Consider the following 20,002-nt stretch of genomic DNA (forward strand, 5'->3'; position numbering starts at 1 on the left):
GATGACTCCAGAGCAATTAAAGGCTTCTATTTTGCAATATGCCATGGAAGGTAAGCTGGTTAAGCAAGATTCTAATGATGAACCAGCAAGTATCTTACTTGAAAAGATTAAGGCCGAAAAAGAGAAATTGGTCAAGGAAGGTAAGATTAAGAAGAGCAAAAAGTTACATGCTATTGAAGAAGACGAGAAGCCGTTTGATATTCCTGATAGCTGGGAATGGGTGAGATTAGAAGGGTTGGCTACTTTTATTAATGGGTTTGCATATAAGAGTAAAAATTATGTAAAAATCTCTAAAAACCAAGTTATTAGATTAGGAAATGTAAAAAATAATAGATTACTAGTGTCGGCTAAGCCGGTTTACATTGATGATGAATATGCCGAAAGTACGTCACAATATAGAATATTAGATAATGATATTCTTTTTACAATGACAGGTACTAGAAAAAAGAGAGATTATTTTTTTACATTAATTGTTAAACAAAAAGATTTAAATAGTAATCGCATGTTTTTGAATCAAAGAGTAGGATGTTTAAGATATATTTTATGTGATCCAGATTGGCTAAACTATATTTTGAAGTCTCCTCTAATTTTAGATGAAGTATTTGAAAATGAAACAGGAACAGCTAATCAAGGAAATATTGGATCAACAAAAACAATGGGCATACTTATTCCATTACCCCCACTTGAAGAGCAAAAACGCATAGTAGCAAAGATTGAAAAGCTAATGCCATTAGTTGATAAGTATGCTGAAGCATATAATCGCTTGAAGAAAATCGATGATGAATTTGACGATAGGCTAAAGCAATCTATTTTACAGTATTCAATGGAAGGTAAGCTAGTTAAGCAGAACCCAGATGATGAGCCAGCTAGTGTATTGCTAGAAAAAATAAAGACTGAAAAAGAAAAATTAATTCAAGAAGGCAAGATCAAAAAGACTAAGAAATTACCTGAAATAACTGATGAAGAGAAGCCTTTTGATATTCCTGATGGTTGGAAGTGGGTAAGAATTAAAGAAATTGGCTATTTACAAACTGGAACAACACCATCAATTGGCAAAAATAATTACTTAGGAAACTATATACCTTTTATTAAACCAGGCGATATATATGAAGATAGAATAAATTACAAAAACCAAGCCTTATCTGAAAAAGGCTTAAAAAATGGAAGATTGATAGAAAAACATTCTATTTTAACGGTTTGTATTGGATCGATAGGTAAATCATACGTAACAGATCGTCCGGTATCGTGTAACCAACAAATCAATACTATAACGCCGTTACAACACGTTTATTACAAATATATACTTGCATGCATAAATAGTAGAATCGTGCAACAAAGTTTATGGAAAAAAGCATCAAAGACAACGTTGCCTATAGTAAATCGTACTAAACTTAGTAGTATTGTAATTCCTTTACCTCCTTTAGAGGAACAAAAACGTATCGTTGCAAAAATTGAAAAATTAGATTATTTAATTAATCAACTTTAAAAATATAATTTACGTAAATTGCAATTTTAAGTTGAACACCTACATTAACTTATTAATTGATGCAATCTAATTTGCACTAAAATAATTCATCTAGCGTAAAAAGATTATTCTTTAATGAACAGAAGTGTTTAACTTTATTCTTAAATCTGTCAAATTTATTTTTAATATTTTTATTAAAAACAGATATTAAAGTATGGCATCTTGGTTTTGCCTACTTTTAACTGCAAAGGAAAAATCGTTGCTTTTTAATATTAATTTTTTTAAATCGTTTGAAGAAAGAGTTAATAAAATGTTTTTGCTGTTAATTGTAAAGCTTATATAAAGAAGTTCTTGACTGAATTTTAAATTTAAAAAAAATTTGTCTGAAATTGTGTCATTAGTGAAAGCAATTATGAATTCTTTTGCTGAATGAGGTGAAACATTAAATGGAACAGAATCAGAAAAAGCAACTAAGCTGTGAGTTTCTTTGGGAGCTTGTATTGATGTAAATAAAACTGGGTACATGGTTGAATTTATTTTTTTCGATTTATAGCTTAATTGTATATTAGTCACGGCAACGGGAATAGAAGCCATGTTTGAAATTACAAGGTCAATGTTTAGTTGATTAGCAACTGAATACATCCATTTTAGTTGGATAGCTGGTTTACGATGCCTTTCTATCCAAGTATTAATTGCAGAGTAAAGAGAAAGTAGTAATGCTATAAATGCAATGATTACGGATGTCATTGACCAAAAATTCATAAAAACACCTCATTAATTTAGAATTGAAGCTCAAGTGTTGTTACCACAATTTATAACACAAAGTCTCACTGACTATGGCTATAAAATATTATTGTAACAGAATTATGGGTAATAAGCCTCTACACTTCTAGTCGCATTCGGAAGAGTAAAATTAGTAAAATAACCTTGAAATATCAATGTTCTCTGTTGATAAATTAAGGTTATTTTTTGTTCATTAAAGATATACGGTAAAGATATACGGTGCGTGGTAAAAACGCTGTATACCAAGAAATTCTTTGAGTTCAGAATAGAGATTGCTAGAGCCTTATTCTATAGGCGCTCAGTTGTGTTAGCAAATGAAGTAACAACTTCGCTTGATCCGGTACTTTCAAGGAAAATTCATAATACTCTTTTGCATGAATATCTTTGAAAAGTTGTTGAAGTAGCGCATCATCTTATTCCTAAGGAAAAGACGATATTTAACAAAATAATTCACTTTAAAAATTAGGCTTATTTGGAGTAGCAATATCATAATCAAGTAGATAGTTACTTACTTATATTTTTCAATCCAGTAGCCAATAGATATAGTTATATTAATAAAAACATGCTGTCACTAGCTGAATTAATAGTATTATTGTTAATTTTATTTTGTTGATTTAAGATTTGCTTAATGCTAGTATTAAATACATATAAATTTATAAATAATAGTTGGTACAAATTTTATAACTAGTAACGTGTTATATGGGTTAATAATGCCAATGGGCTTTCATTTTATTTATTTTAGGATTTTTGTACCTAAAGCTTATGGTAGTGTGATGAAACTATATTTTTTAGCTTATAGCAAGTGTGATAGTTCTTTTGACATTGCTTATAGCAAAAATCAGATTACTGTACACTAACAGTCTTTTTATTAATTATTTTAATCTTTGTTTTAAAAAAAGGGATGTGAAAAATCATGAATTATTATAAAGCCTTTAATGCGGGAAGTAGTATATATCTGGTTGCATTTATGATTGATTATATTATAGAGCTGTTTAGTATTAACAGTTCAAGTATCAAGACTACCGCATTAGGACTGAAAATAATTACAAATATGAATGAGCATTCCTTAAACACTACTTTTTCATTAACATGGGAAGTGTTAATTTCGTATTTCGTATTTATATTATTTTTTATGTCTGCCTTTTATTTTTTTAAAAAGATAAAAAAACAGATGATTATATGATAATGTCAGCTAGAGTAATAGTCTTATTCAGAAGAATCATTTGACTCGATTAGCTTTGACCTATCAGCATTTCACGCAGATAAGTTAAGGCTAATTTTGTGTGCAATGACAAATATTTTCGGAGCAATAAACAAATTTACGGTGCAAAATAATTGAATTTTGCACCGACAATCTTTTCAATGCACTGATACTTGGTATAAAATATGTAGGAAGAAACTAGCTTATAAAGGAGACATAATATTTTGAAAGTTTTTGATTATCAAACTTTAAATGGTTTGAAAGTAACCACGAAGATGATTGAAAAACTCAATCTGATCTATGAGCTCAAAGGTAAAACGGATCATATCTCCTTAAAGTCAAAAGACACAATGGATAAGCTATTGGTAGTCGCAAAGATTGAGAGTACAGACTCATCAAATCGAATTGAAGGAATTGCAACAAGTGATGCACGGCTTAAGAAATTAATGGAGCAAAAAACGACTCCGAAAGATCGGAGTGAAGAAGAGATCTCTGGCTATCGTGATGTTTTAGCAGTAATTCATGATAATTATAAATATATCAAGATTACGCCCAATAATATATTGGCATTGCATAAACAATTGTTCGATTTTACTGAAAGCAACTGGGGTGGTCAATTTAAGGACATTGATAATGCAATTATTACTACCTTTGCAGATGGTCATAAAGAAACTTGCTTTACTCCACCACCAGCATATATCACACCTGAATTAGTCCAAAGTTTATGTGAAACTTATAATAATGCAATTTGTGATAATTCCCTCCCACCATTAATACTAGCGGCAGCATTTATGTTGGATTTTGTATCAATTCACCCATTTAGAGATGGTAATGGCAGAATGTCACGCTTGTTAATGTTACTTGAATTACAACAATTAGGCTTCGGAGTCGGTAAGTATATTAGTTTAGAACGATTAATTGAAAAGACTAAAGCACAATATTACCGGACTTTGTTAGAAAGTTCAGGAAAAGCATGGATTAATAATGAAAACGATTATAGACCATATGTTGACTACTTTTTGAGTATCGTATTGCAAGCTTACCGTGAATTAGATTCACGAATTGATTTCACTAGTAATACGGAAAAGGATCCGGAATCATTGCTATTGAGTAAAATTACTAATAGTTTAAAACCGTTATCTAGACAAGAACTAATGAATTTGGTACCGCAATATGGTGAAAGTACTATTAAACATGCTTTAGCTAGGTTGCGTAAAGAAGGAAAAATAGGTTTAGTAGGCAAAGGAAAAACAAGTCGCTATATTGCAAATGACTAAAGCAGTGTAATAAACAAGTTATCGGTGCAGAATTTAATTATTTTGCACCGATAATATCAGAGACTTTCTGATGTTTCTATAAATCATTTTTTCTATAATAACTTTTTTCAGCACTACTTCGGTCTGCTTTTATCAACTTATAAATTATTTTTCAAGGCAGCTCGCATATTAACTGCTTTTGTTTTTTTATTGGCTCCTATTCAAGCAATTCCATCCGTTTTTGTAGTCAATGCGGGGCAAAATGTCATTAATGATGTTTCCAATCACCAAAATTTTGTTGCTAATATAATAATTTGGCTTATAACTACCGCTTTAACGCAGCTATTGACACCTGTAGCTACTTCTGTTCAAGACATTTTAACCAATAAATTAACGGGTTTTATCAATGTCAGCTTAATGACTAAATCCCAGGATCTACCGTCTCTTAGTATTTTTGATGACAGCTCCTACTATGGTGATTTAAAGATGTTAAAAGATGATGCTTCATGGTGACCAGCAAATTTGATCGTGTTTGGAGTGGCAGTAATCCAGCCTGCTTTAACTCTACTTTTTATGCTGTTTCTTTTGGCACGCTATAATTGATGGATTGCAGTTTTACTGCTATTAGTCATGGTTCCTCAAAGTTTGAACTATTACCGTATTCAACAAGAGCCTTTGAAACAATGGTCACCCGTAGTAAAAATACGAGAAAGCTGGATTATTTAAGTTCGTTACTTTTAGAATACTAGAAAAGATGTGGATCAAGTCCGTAAAAAGCAGATGGGCATCAGCACTTTTTCCTCACGCTTGTCAGCCGTGAAATACACGGATAAGATTCTCTTTTTACCAAATGGTCGGGTTCTGGGCTTTGATGCACATAAAAAATTAATCAGAACGAATGCTGATTATCGTAAGATGTACAATTTACAAAAAGGGGCTTATGTCTAAATACAGGTTGGTCTGAAAAGTGTTTTTTGATAAAATTAAAGTAATTCAGTAAAAAAATACTTTTGGTAAGAAAAATCTTAAAGCAGTAATAAACTTTTGCAATTAAACTATTTTAAGTAAGCATTGGCTATATACACTAGCGGAATAGAAGGTGTGACAATATGAATTCCATCAAAAAGTTTTTAGATTGGCTAACAAGTTTATTACTGATTATAGTGGTCGGACTGATTTTGATCACACTTTTTTCTGCATATTATAGTTTTGGCACAATGATTTTTGGAGTTCATGAGGCAAGCGCAATAAAGGATTTTTGGTTCACAGAAATCATGTTGGGTACAGTTTATGTGTCTGTAGTTATGGTCATTGCTATATATACAGCAATAACTCGTTTTTTGAAGAAAAGAAAAAATAAAGTTTCTAGTTAAGTTGCTAAGATCACAATATAGTAAGGTAAAGGCAGATAGTTAAGTGAACTATCTGCCTTTTTGTTATTCAAGGATGCTGTGTCTTTCGATATACCCAGCTTTAGTAACAAGCGTACCAAAAGCATTGTTGTCACTCACAAACGCTACACGACTAGTGATAAGACAGTTATTTGAGAAAAAGAAAAATCAGTTCATATGATAGAGAACTGATTGATGAGTTGTTTAAAGAAACTTTGATTCTTTAATAAGTATTCAAGTTGATTTTATAAGCAATTAGATTCTAATTTAACCCTGATTTTGTAGATCCTTTGTATTGATCTAGTGCAGATTTTAAATCTTTGTCTGTAATTTTGACGCTTTGGTCTTTCAAAACTTGGCTGATTACATTTCTCATAACAGTAGAATTTGCAGCCCATTTGGCATAAAGGTTATTTGTTAGTTCTGCTTTATTGTTTTCAAAACTCCCTTTAGCTGGATGGTTAATCATTTTTATTATCTCATAGCCATTAGTAACTTTTACTGGGGTGTTGGTATATTCACGATTTTTAAGCTTATATGCAGCATTTTTGAAAGTAGAATCCAAATTTTTATTTTCTTGATTAAAAGGTGCTAATTTTCCGCCATTAGTGCTGGTAGAACTATCTACAGAATATTTTTTTACTAAACTTGAAAAACTTTTACCATTTTCTAATTGATTGATAATTTCTTTAGCTGTTGATTGACTAGTTACTAAAATATGCTGCACAGTAATCTTCGGCTGATATGTTTTCCACTCTGCCTTTAATTGTTTACTTGTGGGTTTGATTTGAGACCGCAATGCAATTTCACTAAGTAGGTTAATTTGAATCATCCTCTTAAAAGATGACTTAGTGTATGAATTTTGTGCTAAAAATTCATCAAATTGTGAGCCATAGCGCTCTTTATAGTTATTGTATTCCTGAGTAACTTCTCTAGAATTCAACTTTTCGCCATACTGGGCTTTTAGAGCGTCATAAATTAACAAATTAGCTAAAACATTTTTACTTGAAGGAGCTGATTTGAGTTCCTTATAAAACTCTTGTTGCGTAATTTTCTTGTCTTTTCCGTATTGAGCAACTTCTGCATTATTTGATTTTGAACAGCCTGCTAAGATTAGTAAGGAAATACCAGTTACGGCAGCTATTATCCCTTTTAATAATTTATTCATTTTATCTCCTCCAATGAAGATTTTATCTAATTATTAAAAATATTAAAACAGATTGCAACTTTTAATTCAATAAAATCACAAAAAATAACAAGTAATAAACTAGAGCCCACTACAATAGCAGGCAAAGCAGCACATAAATTACGAAAAGAAGGAATTAAAATAATTAAAAATAACAAATTTTAATAAAACGATTGTTATTTTTAATTTTATACTATATAATATCTAATTAATTGATGATGTTATTAATTTAATCAGGCAAACACACTATTATTAATTAGGTTGGGGGACTAGCTATGAAAAAAAATAAGTATGTTGGAGTGCTAGTTTGCGCTGCTGCACTATCTGTCGTATCTGTATTCTCTAATGCTGAACAGCATGTTAAAGCCAGTGTTGACAGTCAAACAAAAACTGTTGCAAACAGCTCTAAAGCAACAGAATCAGTTACAGTGGGCATAACAAACAAAGCAATTGAAGCGCAATTAGCTGCAAAAGGAGTTAATCTTAAACATTTAACTTCTAACGAAAAGCAAACTGTGTATGTTGATGTAATTGTTCAATTGTCTGCTGCACCTGCAGCTACAAATGGTTCAGTAAGCACAAATTCAAGTAGTGCAGAAATTGAACAGGCTACAAAAGAAGTAATTGCACAACAGGGTTCAGTTAAAGCAAAAGTAAAGGCAATTACCAACCAAGCAATTGGCAAAAGCTATGGTTATGTAGTTAACGGTTTTGCTACTAAAGCAAAGGTTAAAGATATTCAAAAATTAAGAGCCATTCCAGGCGTTAAATCAGTAACTTTGGCAAAAGTCTACTATGCTAATGACTCTTCAGCTGATGATATGGCCAATGTTTCAGCAGTTTGGAATAATTATAAATACAAAGGTGAAGGCACTGTAGTTTCTATCATCGATACAGGTATTGATCCTAATCATAAGGATTTACGGTTGAGTGATGAATCTAAAGCGAAATTAACTAGAGCAAAGGTTGCTGCCTTCATTAAACAAGCTGGTTATGGGCACTACTTTACTGAAAAGGTCCCATATGGCCATAACTATTCAGATAACAATGACAATATTACTGATAATAATTTTAGTCAACAACACGGTATGCACGTTGCGGGTATCGTAGCTGCCAATGGTACTTCAGATTCTGTTAATTCGGTTGTAGGTGTTGCTCCAGAAGCGCAATTGTTAGCAATGAAAGCCTTTTCTAATTCAGCTAGTTCTGCTACTACTGATTCTACTAACATCATTGGAGCAATTGATGATTCAGCTAAACTTGGTGCTGATGTTTTGAACATGTCTCTAGGTTCTACTTCTGGTCAGCAAACTGATGATGATCCAGAAATTGCTGCTGTTGACCGTGCCACTAAGACAGGTACTGCCGCTGTAATTTCTGCTGGTAACTCCGGGACCTCAAACTCAAAGGCTGATGGCAACAACAAGGCATATTATGGCAATCCAGACATGGAAACTATAGGCAGTCCGGGTACTGCCAGAACTGCCACAACGGTAGCATCAACGGAGAATAGTAAAGTTACTACTGATGGTATAACTTTTACTTCAGCTGATGGTAAAACTGTAGTAGCAGGTCCAGAAACTACACAACTTTCAGCAGGTACCGATCGTTCATTTTTTAATGACAAGCAATTCTACGTTGTTAAAGATAAAAATGGACAATTAGGTCTAGGTTCTGCAAATCAATATACATCTGATGTTAAGGGTAAAATTGCCATTGTTAAGCGTGGGACCCTTGCTTTTACAGATAAACAAAAGTTTGCACAAGAAGCTGGTGCTGCGGGTTTAGTTATTGTTAATAATCAAGCTGGTGCATTAACTAACATTCAGCTTAATGCTGGATTCCCTACTGTTGGATTATCAGGGGATGCTGGAAGCAAGTTAGTAGAATATGTTGATAAACATCCTGATGAAACATTAAAGGTAAGCATTGCTGTCCAGCCATTAGATAATTCAGCCCTTAAGACAGATTTAATGTCCAGCTTTACTTCATATGGTCCTGTTTCTAATTTGGCCTTTAAGCCAGATATCTCAGCACCAGGTGGAAATCTTTGGTCTACTCAAAACAATAATGGCTATACTAACATGTCAGGTACTTCTATGGCCTCTCCGTTTATTGCTGGTACACAAGCACTTGCTAGTCAAGCAATGAATGATAAAAAGGGTTCTTTCTATGAAATTTATCAAAAAATGAGTCCAGATGAAAGAACAGCATTTATCAAAACTTTGGAAATGAATACTGCAAGTATTCAACCTGATGTTAGTCATGATAATGTGATTGTTTCACCTCGTAGACAAGGTGCAGGATTCATCAATGCACAAGCTGCTATTCAGGCATTAGTTAAAAATCCTTCAACCGTTGTTGGTAGCAACGGCTATCCAGGTGTTGAGCTTAAGAGCTTCACAGATAGAAATCTTAAATTTCAAGTTAAGTTTATCAATAGAACCAATAAGGATTTAACTTATAAGTTAGCCAATAATGGTAAAGAATCAGATGTTTATACTTCTGCTACTGATAGTGGTTCAGTTTTGTATGACAAGCAAATCGATGGTGCTTCAGTTCAAGCTGATGGTGATATAGTTATACCTGCAAATTCAACTAAGGAACTTACTATTACATTAACACTACCGACTGATTTTAAAGAAAATCAGTATGTTGAAGGATTCCTGACCTTTAATGGATCAGACAGTTCACAATTACGCTTACCATACATGGGATTCTTTGGCGACTGGGCAAGTTCAGACCTGCCAATTTTTGCTAGCCTAAATGATCCAGACGTATTCCAACCATACAATAATATCTTGGGTACTATTGTAACCGTCGGTAATGACTTCTTTAATGGTAATCCAGGTCTAAGCATTGATGAAAACGGTAATTATGTATTTGATTCTTCAAAATTTGCAATTTCTACAGCGGATCATGCTCAATTCCAATGGTTTAAACCAACTTATTACTTATACAGAAATGCTAATAACGTTAAGGCTCAAATTTTGGATAAAGATGGTAAAGTAATTAATACTTTAGCTTCATTGAGTAATGCCACTAAGTCATACTACTATGCACCAGCTCAAACATACAATTACTTTGATGAAGCTCCCGAGTGGCATGGTACATACTTTGACCAACAAGCTAACAAGACAGTTAAAGTACCTGATGGAACATATACTTACAGAATCTCTGCTACTGTTGATGGCACAAACACGGAGCAGCATTACGATATTCCCGTTAAGGTAGACAGTGTTAAACCGGTATTAAAGAACCTCAAGCTAGAATCAAGTACAGAAAAGGATGACAATGGCCAAGAAAAGACGCGCTACTACTTGTCTGTCGAAGCTAAGGATGATCTTAGTGGCTTGAGTGGTGAAGCAAATATTTCCGTAAACGGTGTCTTCAGTCAATTAACATATGATCCAACTGCTAAGGCAGATAAGGATGGCTTCCAAAAGGTTGAAATCGACTTATCTCCTGAACAGGTAAAAGCTTTACAAGCAGGTAGTAATGACTTTGTTGTAGCATTATTTGATAATGCTTCAAATGCAGAAACTGCTTCAGGTAAAAGCAATAAGCCAGGTGAAACCGGCTTTGGCTTGGTTCTTAGAGATGGCGGTTTACCAGATAAGATCTCTGCAACAACTGACAGATACGACCTTGACACTAAATTCTTTGTCTTCTCAGGTACATACTCAAGCAAGGTATATGGTACTTATACTGATAAGTATGGCAAGACCCACGACTTAGATATCGAAAGTGATGATGACAAGACATTTGTTGCTAAGCTTCCTCTTACTAACGATGATTACAACACAACGGTTACCCTCTATGCTGATGCTGACCATAAGACCGTCATTAAAGAAAAAGAAATTACAGTTAGTCTTGTCCCAGCTAAGGTTGAAAGCTTAACCGTTGATAAGACTGATACTTACGATGTAAGCAAGGATTCAACAGCTGAATTGGCACAAACCTCTGAAGATACTGTTAAGCTTTCAGGTAAGGTCAGTGCTGATACTAAGTCATTAGTAATTAAGCAAGATGGCAAAGATGACATAGCAGTTGATCTGAATGATGACCATACCTTTTCTACTGATTTAGCAGTAAGCTTTGGTGAAAATGACTTTAATATTGTGGCAACTGATGAAGATGGTAATTCATCCAGTGTTGAACAAAAAGTTAAGTCTAGTGATCGTGGTAAAACAACTGTAGAAAGTAGTGACGTTACATTCGATGACGGCATCAGATGGGGTACCAACTACGTTAGTGCTGATGCCAAAAACTATGACCCTAAAACTGGCGAGTTGACTATTACTGGTAAGGTAAAGAGACCAACTACTACTTTGCAAATCGATGGTAAGAACGTCAAGATCAATTCTGATCAGACATTTGAAGTAACTTTAAATGTTGGTACTCACGGTGCTAAAATTGTATCTGCTTTGATTGGTGATTCAACTGTTAGAGAAACTACTCAAGAGAGACTAAGCTTCTATGTAGATGCGGAATCACCTGTTTTAGCCCTAGATAATGATGGTCCTGTCTACACTAACAAGGATAAATATACAATTTCTGGTACTGTCACTGATGACTACAAGTTCTATGATCTATCTATCAATGATAATAACATTGAATCTGCCTGGGGTGATGTAGATTTTCACAGCGAGGAAGTCTTCAAGAAGGACTTTAAGCATGAAGTTGAATTGAAGCAGGGTAAAAATACTTTTAATATTAAAGTAACTGATTCTCAGGGCAATGAAACTACTCAAGCTTTAGTTGTTTACTATGAACCAGAAAAGGTCTTAGATGAGCCTGATATTAAGCAAACCGTAGCAAAAGATGGCAAGTCTGCTATCATTGAAGCTACTACCAAGGAACTTGATGCAACGGTAGTTTACAGTGTTGATGCTGGCAAGACATTCAAGGATGTGCCAGCTGACGGACTCAAAGTCACTGAAAATGGAACTGTTGAATTCAAGACAGTTGATAAATATGGCAATGAATCTGATGTGAAATCTGTAGAGATTAAGGATCTTAATGAAAAAACTGAGCCTAACGCAGATGACAAGAATTTATCCGATGCTAAAGAAAAGCTTCAAGCAAGTGTTGCTGCTGGCGAAAAGAAGGACTTGAGTGGCTATACTGATGAGTCTAAGAAGGCTTATGAAGAAGCTTTAAACAAGGCTAAGGAAGTCTTAGCAGATCAGAATGCTACATTGGAAAATGTTCAGGCTGCAACTGATGCATTAGCTAAAGCAGAAAAAGGATTAACTGTTAAGAGTACTGAATCAATTCCGTCAACTAATGTCACTCCAAGCTCTAATAATTCTAGTTCACAAGCAAGTGCAAATACAACTGTTTCAGATAAGAATAAGGCTAATGAGGAAAATAAGGGTGCCAAAGAAGAGGGTAAATCAACTAAGGTAATGTTCAAGTCCGTTCTTTACACTAAGGACATTAAGAAGACCTCTAAGACTGCCAAAGCATATAGTTTCCTTAACTTTGTAGTTGAAAATGATAAGCTAAAGGTTTATACATTTAATGGTCAACATTTCTATAAGGTAGTAGATAAGGATGAATATGTTCGTGTAAGAAATGTTACTGGTACCAGGGCTAAGTTGAAGAGAAACTCTTACATTTACAAGTCTAATGGTAAGAAGGCATCACGTAAGATTCTCAAGAAGGGTACAACTGTGACTTTCTACGGTGATCAATATAAGGCTTTAAAGAAGTACAAGAAGACAGCTTATAGAGTTGGCCAAGGTAAATACATCAAGAGCGTAAACTTTTATAAAGTTGATCTTGTTAAATAGTTGATCCATAACGAGCCTTATCATATAAAACTTATCTAAAAATAGTTTCTAGATTTTAAAAGACGATCAAAATTCTAAAGTGCTCCATAATAGTTAGTCAATAACCTGACTATTAGGAGCACTTTTTTATGACTAAATATTTGACTACTTTAAAATTGAAGTTGTTTGTAAGTATCTAACACGCCAAAATTCATGGACTGGCTTAAGCAAAGAAGACGGCATTGATCGCATGTCGATCAGGAGCTGGACAGAGCTAGTCGCAATCACTACTCAGCCCGTTGTGCAAAATTAATTCAGTCATGATATAATGTAACTGTAAAGAAAAGAGGTCTTGCCACTAACAAGACCTCTTTGAAAACAAGCAGCCGCTCAAAAGGCGGTTAGCTGTGTGAGAGATAGAAGACTATCCCCAACTTGCTAAAGTATTATTGGGACGGTCTTTTTTATTTCTTGTGATTATTGATATAATCCAACAACACAATAATAAACGTGGCGAATGCCAACATTATTTGTAATGCCTGGTAAACGCTCATTAACTGCTTCTCTTTCTAAAAGATTTCGTGCCATAGGCACCATCTCCTTTCCGGATCAACAGCCAACCGCCCTCAAAACAATTTGCTTGAATTCTAAATTAATTATAACAAATACTGTTTGCATATTGAATAACTATAAAGTACTATTGCCAAATCAATGACTTATTTTGATTATTTATACTATTTTAAGGATATTTGTAAGCTAAAATTGAGTCAAACTCAAGTAAACTAGGAGCGAATAATATAAAAATGACAGTCTAAAAAGGCTGTCATTTTTATATTGATTTTTTAGCTTAATTTTATTTTAGGATAAATTGTAAAATGAAGTTGAACACTTGCCCTGATTAGAAAATGAAAGAAGTCCATTGGACTTCTTTGATAGAATGTAATTAACCCAATCAATTCTAGAAAGAAGTTACCAATGAACTCCCTTAATTCTACCATATCTAGTCACCAAAAGGGCCAACATCTTTCTTTGCAAGACCGCGTAATTATCCAAGTTTTGCGCAGCCAATACCAGGAACACTGGCACGAAGTCTTTAAGACCATTACCACGGATAATGGTTCTGAGTTTGCGGATTTAGCCCAGTTAGAAGAAGCAGCGCAGACGCTGGTCTACTACGCGCACCCTTATACTTCTTGTGAGAAGGGCGGGGTTGAGCGGCACAACCGGCTAATCCGGCGCTTCATTCCTAAAGGTCAGTCCATCAAGGATTATGACTTAAGGCAAATCTATGGCATTGAGGACTGGTGCAATAACCTGCCCCGCAAGATCTTAGCCTACACACACCCGATGAATTATATGAAAGAAGATTAGATTGCATCTATCAGATCAAGTAGGGTGTTCAACTTAAAATTGCAATTTTCAAGAAAAGAAAAAATAAAGTTTCTAGTTAAGTTGCTAAGATCACAATATAGTAAGGTAAAGGCAGATAGTTAAGTGAACTATCTGCCTTTTATTGTTCTAATTCCTATTTTTAAAAAAACGTTTACTAATATAAAAATCCTTTATAGTGGCGCTTGTTCAACTTTTTAGCAAGTTTAACTGAGCGATACCAGTGAGACGTATTATGTATACTTGTTCCATCAATCGTGTTTGCAATTGATAATACCTGGTGGCCCTTAAGTTTGGAGACGTTGAAAAATTCACCGCCATTTTCACCCCAGCCGCCGTCTTCACCATCATCACCAGTATCTGGTATACCGATGCCAGCAGGTTCGTTCCATTGCTTTACATTTAACCAAGTAATACCTCTTTGTTTCTGATAACCGGGGATGAATATCCAATCAGCTCTTTCAAAATCCGGTTTATCATGTGGTATATATTTATGTATTACTTTAGGTGTATATTCACCTAAAATATACGTTGTTTTAGTTATTTTTACTTTACTAAGATCTTTCTCAACTCCGTCAGTATAATACTGGTACCAAGTTCCGCGCATGTTCTTAGGAAAAACAGTAGGAACTCCTTTTGCTTGAGCAGTATTTGGAGTGTTACATACACTTCCGACGCCAACAGCTACAGCGATTAATGCCAATATTGTGAAAATTCTTTTCTTTAGTTTCATTTTCTTTCTCCTATTTTTACCACTAAATTGTATTATATACTACTAATCACTAGTATGAACCAAATTAATAGTAATGACGAAAATATTTGGCAAGATGTCTAACTTTAGCAGCATAGCGTCCAATCTTTTTAAAAACTACCATAACGAAAAATTAGAAATGTCGAATACGACAATTTCCTCTTTGCTTTTCTATCTGAATGTAACATTAAGCTAATAAAAAATTAAAAATAAGGAGAAAAACAAATGACTAAATTTAATATTCGTGGTGGCTTTGGCGATTCTACTAAACCTGATGTAAATATTCGTGAGCAAGATAACCTTTATTTAGCGGTTAATTCAAAATGGCTGCAAGAAAACCCTGTTCCTGCTGGTAGACCAATCATTGATGGCTTTAGCGTGGCAGAGAAGCAGACTCGCAAAAACTTAGTAAAAGATTTTACTGATTTTTTAAGCGGGCAAAAGCCAATTCCGCACATTAAAAATTTTAATAAAGCGGTAGAGTTTTACCGGGTAGCTAAAGACGAGCAAAAAAGAACGGCCGAAGGTGCTGCCCCAATTAAGAAAGATTTAGCCTTTTTAACCAGCCTCAATAATTTAGCTGATGTCAATGAGAATTTAACGAAACTGTTACTAATGGATAACTTGCCGTTCAAATTTGAAGTGGAGCCAGATTTCAAAAATGCACAGTTGAATATTGTCACTTTTTACCGGCAAAATTTGATTTTGGCTGATACCAGTTATTATGGTAATGAAAAAACCACTAACCTGCTTGGTGTTTGGCAAAAGCAAACTGCTAATCTATTGGTAATGAGTGGCGTTAAGCAGTCTGAAGCAGAACAATACGCTAACGGAGCAGTTAAGCTGGACCAGCGTTTGGCGCAGGTTTATCAATCAGCAGAATATAACTCTGAAGTTGAAAACATATATCACCCTCTGAGTGTAGCAGAATTTACAAACCAGAGTAAAAATATTCATTTAGCTGATTTACTGAAAGAAACTGGTCTTGAGACCACTAAGAAAGTTAATGTTACTGAACCAGGTTATTTAGATAAATTTGATGAATTGTTTAATGAAAAATATTTCTTCGAATTAAAGGGTTGGCTAATTGGTCATTTTATTAATCAAGCAGCGCGGTATTTGTCACGTGAATTTCGGAAAGCAAGATTACCACTAAGAAAAGCAATGTATGGCATAGATTCTTTAGCTGCAGATGAGCGTTTTGCGTATGACCAAACAATTGCAATGTTTGGTGATGTTATTGGTCAGTATTATGGCAAAGAATATTTGGGCGCTGAAGCCAAAGCTGATGCTACTAAAATAGTTAAAAATATGATTGCGGTTTATCAAGACCATTTAAAAAACAATTCTTGGCTGTCAGATACCACTAAGAAAAAGGCATTAAAGAAGCTAGATACTTTAGTCTTAAAAATTGCTTATCCAGAGCATGTTCAAAGATTTTATGACGAGTTCAAAGTAACAGCAGCTTTAGCAGGTGGCAGCTTATACAGCAATATTAAAGCCAATAATCAAGTTAAACTTAGGGCTAACTTTGCAGATGTTAACAGACCAGTTGATAATTCACTTTGGGAAATGTCAGCAGTAGAAGCCAATGCTTGTTATAATCCACAAAGTAATGACATTACTTTCCCAGCACTATTATTACAAAAGCCTTTTTATGACTTACACCAAGATCGTGCAGCTAACTATGGCGGTTTTGGCGCAGTGGTAGGACATGAAATTTCACATGCGTTTGATAACAACGGGGCACAGTTTGATGAATTAGGTAATATGAAAAACTGGTGGACTGATGAGGATTATGCTGCATTTAATAAACGAATCAAAGCCGAAATTAAGCTGTTTGATGGCGTTGAAGTCGGTACAAGCAAAGTCAACGGTAAATTGACAGTTTCGGAAAATATTGGGGATCAGGGTGGTCTAACAGTAGCCGTTGCAGCTAACAAGCAAGAAGGGGGAGACGCCAAAATTTTATTTGAAAACTATGCGCGGATTTGGGCAACAAACGCTAAGCCCGAATTTTGGCAATTAATTGCTGCGTCTGATGTTCATGCACTTTCTCAGGCTCGAGCAAATGTGCAGGTGCAATGTCAAGATGAGTTTTATCAAGCTTTCAATGTTAACCAGGATGATGGTATGTGGCTTGATCCAGATAAGCGGGTACAAGTCTGGTAAAATTTGATACTATAAATTAAGTATTTTTTAAGAAAATTAATTCCTGCTTTGTGCTAAAACAGATATAAGTCCAGCACGTGATGCTAGAAAAATAGTAAAATAATTTTTTAGGCAGGAGAAAATAATAATGAAAAATATTCAAAGACTAACTACTATATTAGCGATTATTTTGTGGGTTGTCGTGATTGGTATTTTTGTTATGGCCGTCGCTAACAATCAGCTGTGGAGCATGGGACCGGTTATAACACATAATAGACCGCAAAATGCTCTTGGCTGGTTAATTGTAGCTGCTATTGCGATAACGGCAGTCAGTGTAATTTTAAGATTGACCAGAAATAAATAAGACATAAATAAACTTGTGCGACTATGATTGGGCAAATTGAGTAGGCAATCAGCAAAGACAATTGTCATTTTCTCCTGCACCAATAACTTTTTGGGGGCAATAACTGTAAAAAGTAACATCCACTTTGATGAAGAAGCAAATGAAAATGACTATTTTTGGCAAAGCACCGCTAAATTGGCTATTGCTAATCCAGTAATTATTTTTACAAAAGTTGAGCGCGCAAAAGAACCTAAAGAAGTAGAATACCCGGTACGCTTAAATCTTACTGGGTATTTTGCATGTAAGTTATTACTAAAGTATAATTAACTTTTATATTAATAATGAGTTAAGGCGTTAAAATACTGAAAACTAAAATGCGTTCACCTGAAAACAAATAGAAGACTCACGCTGTTAAGAAACGGAGGGTTAGAAAATGAGTAAGATAAAAATTTTGGTAACGGGTGTTGTCCCAGAAGCTGGTTTAGCTGAGTTAAGAAAGAATTTTACCGTAGACTGTAAACCAGAAAAAGCTGGCAGAGATTGGGTTTTAGCTCATTTACCAGAATATGATGGGCTCATACTCATGGGGTTGCAAGGCGATCGGGAACTGATTGATGCGGGCACCAATTTAAAAATTATTACTGCTATTGGTGTCGGCTTTGACCACATAGATATCGAATATGCTAAACAGAAAGAGATCGTGGTGACTAATTGTCCCCAAAGCGTTCTGATTCCTACTGCCGAAATGACTTTTGCCCTAATTCTAGCAACTGTTCGGCGTTTGCATTTTTATGATAAAACCATTCGTGAAGGAAAATGGGTTAGTGTTTCCAAACCAGAAAATATGGGTACGGGACTTCAAGGAAAAACACTTGGCATCTATGGTATGGGACGCATTGGCTCTCAGGTAGCAAAATACGCGCAAGTCTTTGGCATGAAAGTCATTTACCATAATAGGCACCAGTTAAGTTCTGAAAAAGAAGCAAAAATGAAAGTTAATTATGTCGATTTTGCTACTCTAGTCAAAACAGCAGATGTAATAACCTTGCACGCTCCTGCAACACCTGCAACAACTGGCGTTTTCAATAAACAAGTTTTCCAGCAAATGAAAAAGACAGCATATATCATCAATGCTGCTCGGGGCAAATTGATTAAACAAACTGATTTGATTGCCGCATTGCAAAACGGAGATATTGCCGGGGCAGGCTTAGACGTCTATGAAACCGAACCGGAAGTACCATCAGCTTTGCGTGCTTTAGACAATGTAGTTTTGTCACCGCATGCGGGTGCAGGAACCCAAGAAGCCCGCATATCCGTTACTGCTGAAGCTGCTCAGAACCTCATTTCCTATTTCCGAGATCACAGATTGATAAATCAGGTAAATAAGTAGTTACTATAATTATTAATAATTAAAAGCCAAGTTTTGCTTGGCTTTTTTGTCGTAACATAATACGAAGCTAACTACATGAAGTATACTTCATATTTTAAAGAAGGTGAGATTATCAAAAATTTAGTTAAGGAAAATAGGAAAAAGCTGCACTTAACGCAGCGTGAGCTTGCTCTTAAAGTGGGTGTCACTGAACGAACGATTATCTCAGTAGAAAAGGGGAAATATAAACCCTCACTCATCTTGGCGTATAAACTAGCGCAAGTTTTTAGAACTGATATTGCAACCTTGTTTTGTTTAGAGGAGTACTTAGAAAATGAAAAAGAATAAGAAAAGAAAGATCAAATATTATTGCGCAGCGTGTTTTTTTGTATTACTAGCACTTCTTGAGTTGGTGCTGATCAGTTTAGCAGTTTTGCAGCACCAAAGGCAAAACAGTATACCGAAAAATATTATTTATGCAGTTTTTGCTATTAGTGTTGCTGTTTATCTTTTTTATAAGGCTAAAACTGAAGATGGAGAGATCGATGATGAAGATGAGCGTGATGAGTTTATTATAGTGAAAACTGATCACCAAATGTATAAAATAGCTAGCTGGTTAATTTATATTTTGAGCCTGGCTTTTCTAATTGGGGCGGCGTTCATGTATGAAACTCAAGGCTTTACGGATTTGGTACTTGTTTTGACTACTGTATGCTGTACACTGATTATATTGTGGAACATACTATTTTTAATTGAGATAATTATAGGTATTACTAATGAATTTAGAAATTAAAAACAGCAAAAAAGGCATTGTATTTTAGTACAATATTTTTTCCACTTGCTTTCCTGATAGTGACCTCTTAGTTAAATAGTATTGTAATCAAAGCCTTTCTCAAGTTTAATTAATTTATCATCTTTATGAATGAAAAAATTATTAACA

General features: G+C 34.5%; 14 protein-coding genes and 2 pseudogenes. 12 read left to right on the top strand and 4 right to left on the bottom strand.

Going from position 1 to position 20,002, the window contains the following annotated elements:
• The first annotated feature begins 1 nt into the window (after position 1).
• Positions 2–1,486 (top strand): restriction endonuclease subunit S, encoded by a 1,485-nt coding sequence (locus H3T47_RS02070; RefSeq protein ID WP_199282380.1) that lies wholly within the window; start codon positions 2–4, stop codon positions 1,484–1,486.
• Positions 1,487–1,672: 186 nt separating this feature from the next.
• On the opposite strand, the gene H3T47_RS02075 is transcribed toward H3T47_RS02070, so the two are convergent.
• Positions 1,673–2,227, bottom strand: a complete 555-nt coding sequence (locus H3T47_RS02075; protein WP_199282381.1) for a hypothetical protein — start codon at positions 2,225–2,227, stop codon at positions 1,673–1,675.
• A 1,446-nt stretch (positions 2,228–3,673) separates the two neighbouring features.
• Between H3T47_RS02075 and H3T47_RS02080 the strand changes: the two genes are divergently transcribed.
• From H3T47_RS02080 to H3T47_RS02095, 3 genes and pseudogenes are all read left to right on the top strand, one after another.
• Positions 3,674–4,726 carry a Fic family protein gene (locus H3T47_RS02080; RefSeq protein ID WP_233335812.1) on the top strand — a complete coding sequence of 351 codons (1,053 nt, stop codon included), beginning with the start codon at positions 3,674–3,676 and terminating at the stop codon, positions 4,724–4,726.
• A 78-nt stretch (positions 4,727–4,804) separates the two neighbouring features.
• Positions 4,805–5,500: pseudogene (locus H3T47_RS09390) on the top strand (ABC transporter ATP-binding protein); the annotation flags it as partial.
• Between the two features lie 314 nt (positions 5,501–5,814).
• On the top strand, positions 5,815–6,078 hold the full coding sequence (locus tag H3T47_RS02095; RefSeq protein WP_199282382.1) for a hypothetical protein: 264 nt from the start codon (positions 5,815–5,817) through the stop codon (positions 6,076–6,078).
• A 280-nt stretch (positions 6,079–6,358) separates the two neighbouring features.
• On the opposite strand, the gene H3T47_RS02100 is transcribed toward H3T47_RS02095, so the two are convergent.
• Complete coding sequence (locus tag H3T47_RS02100; RefSeq protein ID WP_199282383.1) at positions 6,359–7,264, bottom strand: peptidylprolyl isomerase PrsA; 906 nt, start codon at positions 7,262–7,264, stop codon at positions 6,359–6,361.
• Between the two features lie 293 nt (positions 7,265–7,557).
• Here H3T47_RS02100 and H3T47_RS02105 point away from each other — a divergent pair, with 293 nt between their 5' ends.
• Positions 7,558–13,080, top strand: a complete 5,523-nt coding sequence (locus H3T47_RS02105; protein WP_199282384.1) for a S8 family serine peptidase — start codon at positions 7,558–7,560, stop codon at positions 13,078–13,080.
• A gap of 443 nt (positions 13,081–13,523) precedes the next feature.
• Here H3T47_RS02105 and H3T47_RS09395 read toward each other — a convergent pair whose 3' ends face one another.
• Positions 13,524–13,613, bottom strand: a complete 90-nt coding sequence (locus H3T47_RS09395) for a putative holin-like toxin (RefSeq protein ID WP_081945396.1) — start codon at positions 13,611–13,613, stop codon at positions 13,524–13,526.
• A gap of 502 nt (positions 13,614–14,115) precedes the next feature.
• On the opposite strand from H3T47_RS09395, the pseudogene H3T47_RS02115 reads away from it, so the two are divergent.
• Positions 14,116–14,453 (top strand): annotated as a pseudogene (locus H3T47_RS02115) (IS30 family transposase); the annotation flags it as partial.
• Between the two features lie 152 nt (positions 14,454–14,605).
• On the opposite strand, the gene H3T47_RS02120 reads toward H3T47_RS02115, so the two are convergent.
• Positions 14,606–15,181, bottom strand: a complete 576-nt coding sequence (locus tag H3T47_RS02120; protein WP_199282385.1) for a hypothetical protein — start codon at positions 15,179–15,181, stop codon at positions 14,606–14,608.
• 243 nt (positions 15,182–15,424) lie between these two features.
• Between H3T47_RS02120 and H3T47_RS02125 the strand changes: the two genes are divergently transcribed.
• The 6 genes from H3T47_RS02125 to H3T47_RS02150 all read left to right on the top strand — a co-directional run bounded on the left by H3T47_RS02125 (position 15,425) and on the right by H3T47_RS02150 (position 19,855).
• Positions 15,425–17,371, top strand: a complete 1,947-nt coding sequence (locus H3T47_RS02125) for a M13-type metalloendopeptidase (protein WP_199282386.1) — start codon at positions 15,425–15,427, stop codon at positions 17,369–17,371.
• A 127-nt stretch (positions 17,372–17,498) separates the two neighbouring features.
• Complete coding sequence (locus tag H3T47_RS02130) at positions 17,499–17,714, top strand: hypothetical protein (protein ID WP_199282387.1); 216 nt, start codon at positions 17,499–17,501, stop codon at positions 17,712–17,714.
• Positions 17,715–17,750: 36 nt separating this feature from the next.
• The gene (locus tag H3T47_RS02135; protein WP_199282388.1) at positions 17,751–18,020 is read left to right on the top strand and encodes a hypothetical protein; all 270 of its coding nucleotides are present in this window, start codon (positions 17,751–17,753) and stop codon (positions 18,018–18,020) included.
• A 106-nt stretch (positions 18,021–18,126) separates the two neighbouring features.
• Positions 18,127–19,083 (top strand): NAD(P)-dependent oxidoreductase, encoded by a 957-nt coding sequence (locus H3T47_RS02140; RefSeq protein ID WP_199282389.1) that lies wholly within the window; start codon positions 18,127–18,129, stop codon positions 19,081–19,083.
• 75 nt (positions 19,084–19,158) lie between these two features.
• Complete coding sequence (locus H3T47_RS02145) at positions 19,159–19,410, top strand: helix-turn-helix transcriptional regulator (protein WP_199282390.1); 252 nt, start codon at positions 19,159–19,161, stop codon at positions 19,408–19,410.
• Positions 19,397–19,855 (top strand): hypothetical protein, encoded by a 459-nt coding sequence (locus tag H3T47_RS02150; RefSeq protein ID WP_199282391.1) that lies wholly within the window; start codon positions 19,397–19,399, stop codon positions 19,853–19,855. The genes H3T47_RS02145 and H3T47_RS02150 overlap by 14 nt, the downstream gene beginning before the upstream one ends.
• Positions 19,856–20,002: the final 147 nt, after the last annotated feature.

Source organism: Lactobacillus sp. W8093 (assembly GCF_016100925.1).
Taxonomy (GTDB): Bacteria; Bacillota; Bacilli; order Lactobacillales; family Lactobacillaceae; genus Lactobacillus; species Lactobacillus helsingborgensis.